The sequence below is a fragment of the Colwellia sp. BRX10-4 genome, from assembly GCF_014077465.1.
In the GTDB taxonomy this organism is placed as follows: domain Bacteria; phylum Pseudomonadota; class Gammaproteobacteria; order Enterobacterales; family Alteromonadaceae; genus Colwellia_A.
The window spans coordinates 1-5,641 of the sequence record NZ_JACGVZ010000048.1 but is presented as its reverse complement, the minus strand read 5'-3'; the positions used below and the strand labels follow the sequence as shown (position 1 = coordinate 5,641).

The 5,641-nt window shown below is 34.1% G+C and carries 8 protein-coding genes; all 8 read left to right on the top strand.

Annotation, left to right across the window (positions count from 1 at the left end; all coding sequences use genetic code 11):
• The first annotated feature begins 133 nt into the window (after positions 1-133).
• The 8 genes from H4J67_RS19255 to H4J67_RS19220 all read left to right on the top strand — a co-directional run bounded on the left by H4J67_RS19255 (position 134) and on the right by H4J67_RS19220 (position 5,425).
• Entirely contained in the window at positions 134-589 is a 456-nt protein-coding gene (locus H4J67_RS19255) for a hypothetical protein (protein WP_182204722.1), read from the top strand.
• Positions 590-737: 148 nt separating this feature from the next.
• Complete coding sequence (locus H4J67_RS19250) at positions 738-1,178, top strand: hypothetical protein (protein WP_182204721.1); 441 nt, start codon at positions 738-740, stop codon at positions 1,176-1,178.
• Between the two features lie 184 nt (positions 1,179-1,362).
• The gene (locus H4J67_RS19245; protein WP_182204719.1) at positions 1,363-1,959 is read left to right on the top strand and encodes a hypothetical protein; all 597 of its coding nucleotides are present in this window, start codon (positions 1,363-1,365) and stop codon (positions 1,957-1,959) included.
• Positions 1,960-2,089: 130 nt separating this feature from the next.
• Positions 2,090-3,085, top strand: coding sequence for a potassium channel family protein (locus H4J67_RS19240; RefSeq protein WP_182204717.1), 996 nt, complete (start codon positions 2,090-2,092; stop codon positions 3,083-3,085).
• 135 nt (positions 3,086-3,220) lie between these two features.
• A complete protein-coding gene (locus H4J67_RS19235; RefSeq protein WP_182204716.1) occupies positions 3,221-3,616 on the top strand; it encodes an SMI1/KNR4 family protein in 396 nt (131 codons plus the stop codon).
• A 122-nt stretch (positions 3,617-3,738) separates the two neighbouring features.
• Complete coding sequence (locus H4J67_RS19230) at positions 3,739-4,149, top strand: hypothetical protein (RefSeq protein WP_182204714.1); 411 nt, start codon at positions 3,739-3,741, stop codon at positions 4,147-4,149.
• 122 nt (positions 4,150-4,271) lie between these two features.
• Positions 4,272-4,532 (top strand): hypothetical protein, encoded by a 261-nt coding sequence (locus tag H4J67_RS19225; protein WP_182204712.1) that lies wholly within the window; start codon positions 4,272-4,274, stop codon positions 4,530-4,532.
• A gap of 131 nt (positions 4,533-4,663) precedes the next feature.
• Complete coding sequence (locus H4J67_RS19220) at positions 4,664-5,425, top strand: hypothetical protein (RefSeq protein ID WP_182204711.1); 762 nt, start codon at positions 4,664-4,666, stop codon at positions 5,423-5,425.
• Positions 5,426-5,641 lie beyond the last annotated feature (216 nt).

Here is a 5,641-nt window from a genome sequence, read left to right as displayed (position 1 = left end):
GATCGGTATGTCGTAGTGTTCAAAACATAACAAGAATTTCAAGCGGGACAAAATAAAGTTGGCTGTTTTGTTCACTCCGTTCACTTATTTTAGCCAACGTTATTTTGCCCCTTAAATGGGCGTTAGGAATACTATGGCATCTGAGTCTGAATTCTATGAAAAAATTGGTAGAGTTACCGAATTAGCTCAATATCTAGAATTTGACTTAGGTCATATTATTTTGATGACAAAAGCTATAGAGAAAAAGTTTTATGAAGCTCCAGAAAAAAATGCTGAAGCTTACATAAAATTAAGAGATGGCATTGATAAAGGGACACTTGGTCAAACTCTTAGCAGAGTAAAAGATATCTTATCTATAAGTGAAGATATCGAAGAGGTAATAAGCGAAGCTCTAAAAGCTAGGAATAGATTTACTCATCATATCTTCAGAGAATATGGTTTGGAAATACATTCAACTAGTGGTCGCTCTGAAATGCTAAAAGACGTTGAAAAATTGCGTTTAACTATGCAAAAAGCATATGATTTTTCGTCATCTATTTCGGATCAATTAGTCGAAAAACATTTACGCTTGGTAAAAAAGTATTCCTAACAAGTTACTCAAACGGACGCTAAACAGTTGGCTAGCACTCGTTCCTCGTACATTTTAGCCAACAATTTCGCGCCGCTTAGTAAGGCGTTAGTTGTACAAGGAGATCGCCATCAGCATTAACTATTCATCATATTCTATTGAAGATCTATTGGATGCAAAAGTAGAAATAGATAGAGAAAAATTTCCTAGTAATTATAATGCTTTACTTTCTGAGCTTGCCTCTAGAAATACTGAATTGGAAGCTCATAATCGAGTGCTCTCAATTGAAACTCAAAAACGTGAAGCTGGCATAACTAAAAGTTGCTCTCCTATACGTATTATTTTTATTTTATTCATTGGCTTTTTTAGCAGCTTATACTTTGCACTATCATCAAAGTTTGGACAAATGGAAGGTGGGGATAAGCTTTTATCTCTTATTATCACGCTCATGGCGGGGCTGCCGCTTTTACATTCATTCTTAAAAGGTTGGACACTAGGTCGACATGGAGTGGTTACATTGACTAATGATGCTTTTAGCTATTCAATTATGCAATTATTCTACAGCTTTGTTTTGTTCTATATAATAAGTTCTACGGTAGTTTGGTGGTAACGTACAACTAACAAGCTATTCAAGTGGGACAAATAACAGTTGGCTAGTTCCGCTCCGCTTCACATTTTAGCCAACTGCAATTTGCCCCTTAATAGGGCGTTATATGCCTATGAATAGAGTGCCGAATACTTCACTGCTTTCATTAAATAAATTGGCATGAGAAGGAATAATCAAGGACGAATATATGTTTAAAATAGGCGGAAAAATTAAAAAATTAACAACATCTGGTGCAACAAATTTTAGAAGTAGCGAACTAGTTTTTCGTAATAACATAATTAAAGTTAATTCGACTATACGGAGCTACCTGTTTGAAAGCTACTTTCACCTTTTCAATTGTTATTTTTTTTATTTTATATCATCAATTATTTTGGAAGATACCGGTACTCTAAACCCCTATGAAGAAATATTTTGGATTTTTATTGTTTGTTTGCTCGTTAGTACAATATTCAGGGTTGCTTTTGGCTTAAGAGCAAAAATAAAATATTTTGATTTGGATGCAAAGGTTTTTTACGTAGCTAACTCTTTTAAAAAGCGTATGAGTATACCTTTAGCTGAGATCGATAAGTTATATCTGATCCGTTTTCATAATAGCAGTACGAATAATAACTATAATGGATACGAATTTAGCCTAACTACGAAATCTGACGCAACATACCTGCTTATGAATCATTCCGATTTTTATAGCATGAAGAATGAAATAAAAAAACTAGCTGATATTTTAGGAGTCCCATTTGAAATTTTAGTGGCTGGCGACATTTATGAAGACCCAATTTTAGAGTAAACGGCATATAACAAGGGTTTTCAAGTTGGACAAATTACAGTTGGCTTTTTTTTCGTGCCTCACTTATTTTAGCCAACTGCAATTTGCCGCTTAAAACGGCGTTAGGCTTCAAAGCAGTCACGATGGACATATGATAAAAAATAAATTTGGTAGGTTTCAAAAAATTAGGCAACGCCACAAATATATAATTCAATATGGACTGATAATAGCTGTATCTGCTTTCATATATTACGTTCCTTCTCTTTTAAATCTAATCGGTTTTACTGATATAAAACCTGGAGATTATTTCAAACCACATTTAAAGACTCCAATTGATTCTATATATTTCAGCGTCGTATCTATTACTACTCTCGGGTTTGGCGATATAAACCCAATATCACAGATTATGAGAGCTGTGGTTTCAATTGAGGTACTTCTTGGAATAGTTACTATTGGTCAGGCCCTTCATTCTATTACTGTCAAAGCAGAGGAAGATAAAAGATTACCTCATAGGCTTGCAGCATATGAAGATGTAAGGCTACTAACTACTAGGTTAATTTCGTATTGGAAAGATATTTATTTGCAGTCCGTACCTAAAAAATATCCAGCTTCATTGACAGAGCTTTTGTCTCAAGAAAATATTAACAAGATGGGAATGTGTTTAGACCTAGATGCAAAACCTAGTGTTACGCCACCAAGAACTTGGTGGCAGTGGTTGCCTGAAAAGGTGAATGAGATGACAGTAATGTCAGATAAAATCTTGGAACGCCATGTGCAAGTGCTGGATCCACTCGCATATAGTTATATTCATAATCTATTATCTGATGGTATGTTATCTCCAATGAAAGGAAGTATCATGAATGCTGTTAGGCAATCTGATAAGGCTATGGGCTTTCCGCGTCCTACAAATTATGGGTGTTACTTAGCAGACAACGAGGACTCTTTAAAACCAATAATAGATTTAGATAACTGGTGCCAAAAGGAGTACAGTATATTGAAAAACTCAAGCAACATCCTAATAAAAGAGCCTTTTAAAGTACCTGCTATAGAAAGTATTGTAGATAACCCAGCTAGCCTTATTTCTCAAGAAAAACTTCAGGCGCAATTGATTAAACAAGAAGAATATAGAGCTCGTACTGAAGCCTAACAAGCAATTTAACAGGACTAAAAACAGCGGGCTATTCGCTCCGCTCAAGTTTAGCCCACAATTTTTAGCCCGTTAATTGGGCGTTATATGCACGGAACACAGCTCAACTATTGAGCATCTAAAAGGAATTTAAAATTGGATTTTGAAAAAATAGAAAGTAAGTTATCTATTTCACTCCCTGAGTACTATAAATTAGCTATTTCTAACTACCCATTTAAAGCACTCGATAATTTAGACTTTGTTGAAGATAACTTAGTAAACGATGAAGAGTGGTTAATTCAAACAAATATTGAGCTAAGAGAGTGTTTATTTTTCGGGAATAATTGGCCAAGTCATTTTTTTGCTATCGGGCATGATGGATTCGGAAACTTTACTTTCATCAATGTTAAAGAGTTCGATGAAACAATCTACTTTGCAGATCACGAAGAAGAGTTTGTGCCATCAGATATAGATGATTTGGAACTTTGTAGTAATATGGAAGAGTACATTCAAGATTGCCTTGAAGAGCAAAAAGATGTTCTATCAGATTAATAGTGAAAGTGCATATAACAAGCAAATTAACAGGACTAAAAACAGCGGGCTGTTCGCTCCGCTCCATTTTAGCCCACTATTTTTAGCCCATTATTTGGGCGTTATGTGCACAAGGAGTTCTATTGAACATTAGGCATTTCTCTTTATACATTATTATATTAATGTGTTCTGCTTGTACAACATCAGGGCAACTTTACTATGTTGATACGGAAGGTAGCGAAAAACTTGGCTGTGAATACGAGTTCGTTGGCGCACCAAGTGTTGATAAATATGCAATTGAGTATGCTCTTAGTTTATGCGCTAAAAGTATTGTTAAAAAAGGTGGTGTAATCAAAGAAGAATATTTGTTAAAAATAGATACTTCTATTCCATTACCAGCTTGTGGCAAAACTTGGACTCATGATTTAGCCAAGCAACAGTTCAACTCTGATCAAATATCTAAAAAAGAATATGGTTATATTGTAGCTAACATTGATATGGGTTTTGCAGCAATCAATGAATGTGCACATAACAAGCAAATCAACAAGGACTAAAAACAGCGGGCTGTTCGCTTCGCTCCATTTTAGCCCACTATTTTTAGCCTGTTATTAGGGCGTTATGTTTTTATCGAATGGATGCATATATGAATAAATTGAGGATTAATAAAAGAATTTTTATGATAGGTTTATTACCTGTTTTAGGTTTACTCATTACATTTATTTTAAATTTTATCGCTGGTCCGGGTTATACGACTTCAGTAAATCAAGGTGCACTTCGTGTATATTTTATGGGTTCTGTTATGTGGTCGGTATTTGCATTTTTTACAGGTATATATATGTACTCAAAATGCAGTTCAATGAATCATCTTAAATTTATACTTGGAGTTTCATCTGTAGCTTTCGGTGTCGCAATGCCTTGGATTATAGGTATGTCGTAGAAAAAAACATAACAAGCCATTCAAGCAGGACAAATAACAGCTGGCTATTTACTCCTTCGTCGCTTATTTTAGCCAACTATCATTTGCCTCTTAATGGGGCGTTATAGGGCACATCAAAGTGTTGAGGATATATGAAGTTTTTCAGTAAAATAATATTAGTGTTAACTATCGTTTTTACGTCAAACTCCTTTGCTGTAGATAAAAAAGAAAATGATTATATATCTCCAATTATAGATGCATTTAAAAGTCAAAATAAAAATACAATTTCGACTTTAATTTCTTATCCGCTAAAACGAAAATTACCAATACCTTTTATTAAAAATAAAACAGAATTAATTAATCGGTTCGATGAAGTTTTTGATAAAGAGTTGATTGATTTAATATCTAATTCCGATGTGGATAAAGATTGGAGGCAGATGGGGTGGCGTGGGACTATGTTTTCCAATGGTAAACTTTGGTTAGATTCGAATGGAAAAATCAATGCAATAAATTATCACACAACTAAAGAAAAAGCTTTTGAGCAAAGTTTAATAGAGAAACAAAAGCAAACTTTGCATTCGAGTATAAGTGATTATAAAAAACCAATTTTAGAGTGGAAGACAGCCAAATTTCATATAAGGATTGATGATCTTGGTGACTATAATTATCGTTATACATCTTGGAGTATTAATAAAAAAACGAATGTTAAACCTGATTTAGTTTTATTTAACGGAAAAATGGTATTTGATGGAAGTGGTGGTAACCATCATTACTCATTTACTAATGGTAAATATACATATCGTTGTTATGTTAGTCTTCTTGGTAATAGTAAATCAGCTCCTGGAACTCTTGATGTTTTTAGAGGTAAAGAACACTTATTAAGTGATGATGTTCTCGAAGTGATAGGTCAATAATTTATATGGGGTTAATGCCCTATAACAAGCCATTCAAGCAGGACAAATAACAGTTGGCTATTTGCTCCTTCGTCGCTTATTTTAGCCAACCATTATTTGCCTCTTAATGGGGCGTTGGTATGACTCCCCACGTCAAGTTAAATACACTGATCCTTGTTCATTAATTTCAGAACCATTGTATTCACTTTTAGTATTAAGTGAGTTAACGCATAGAAT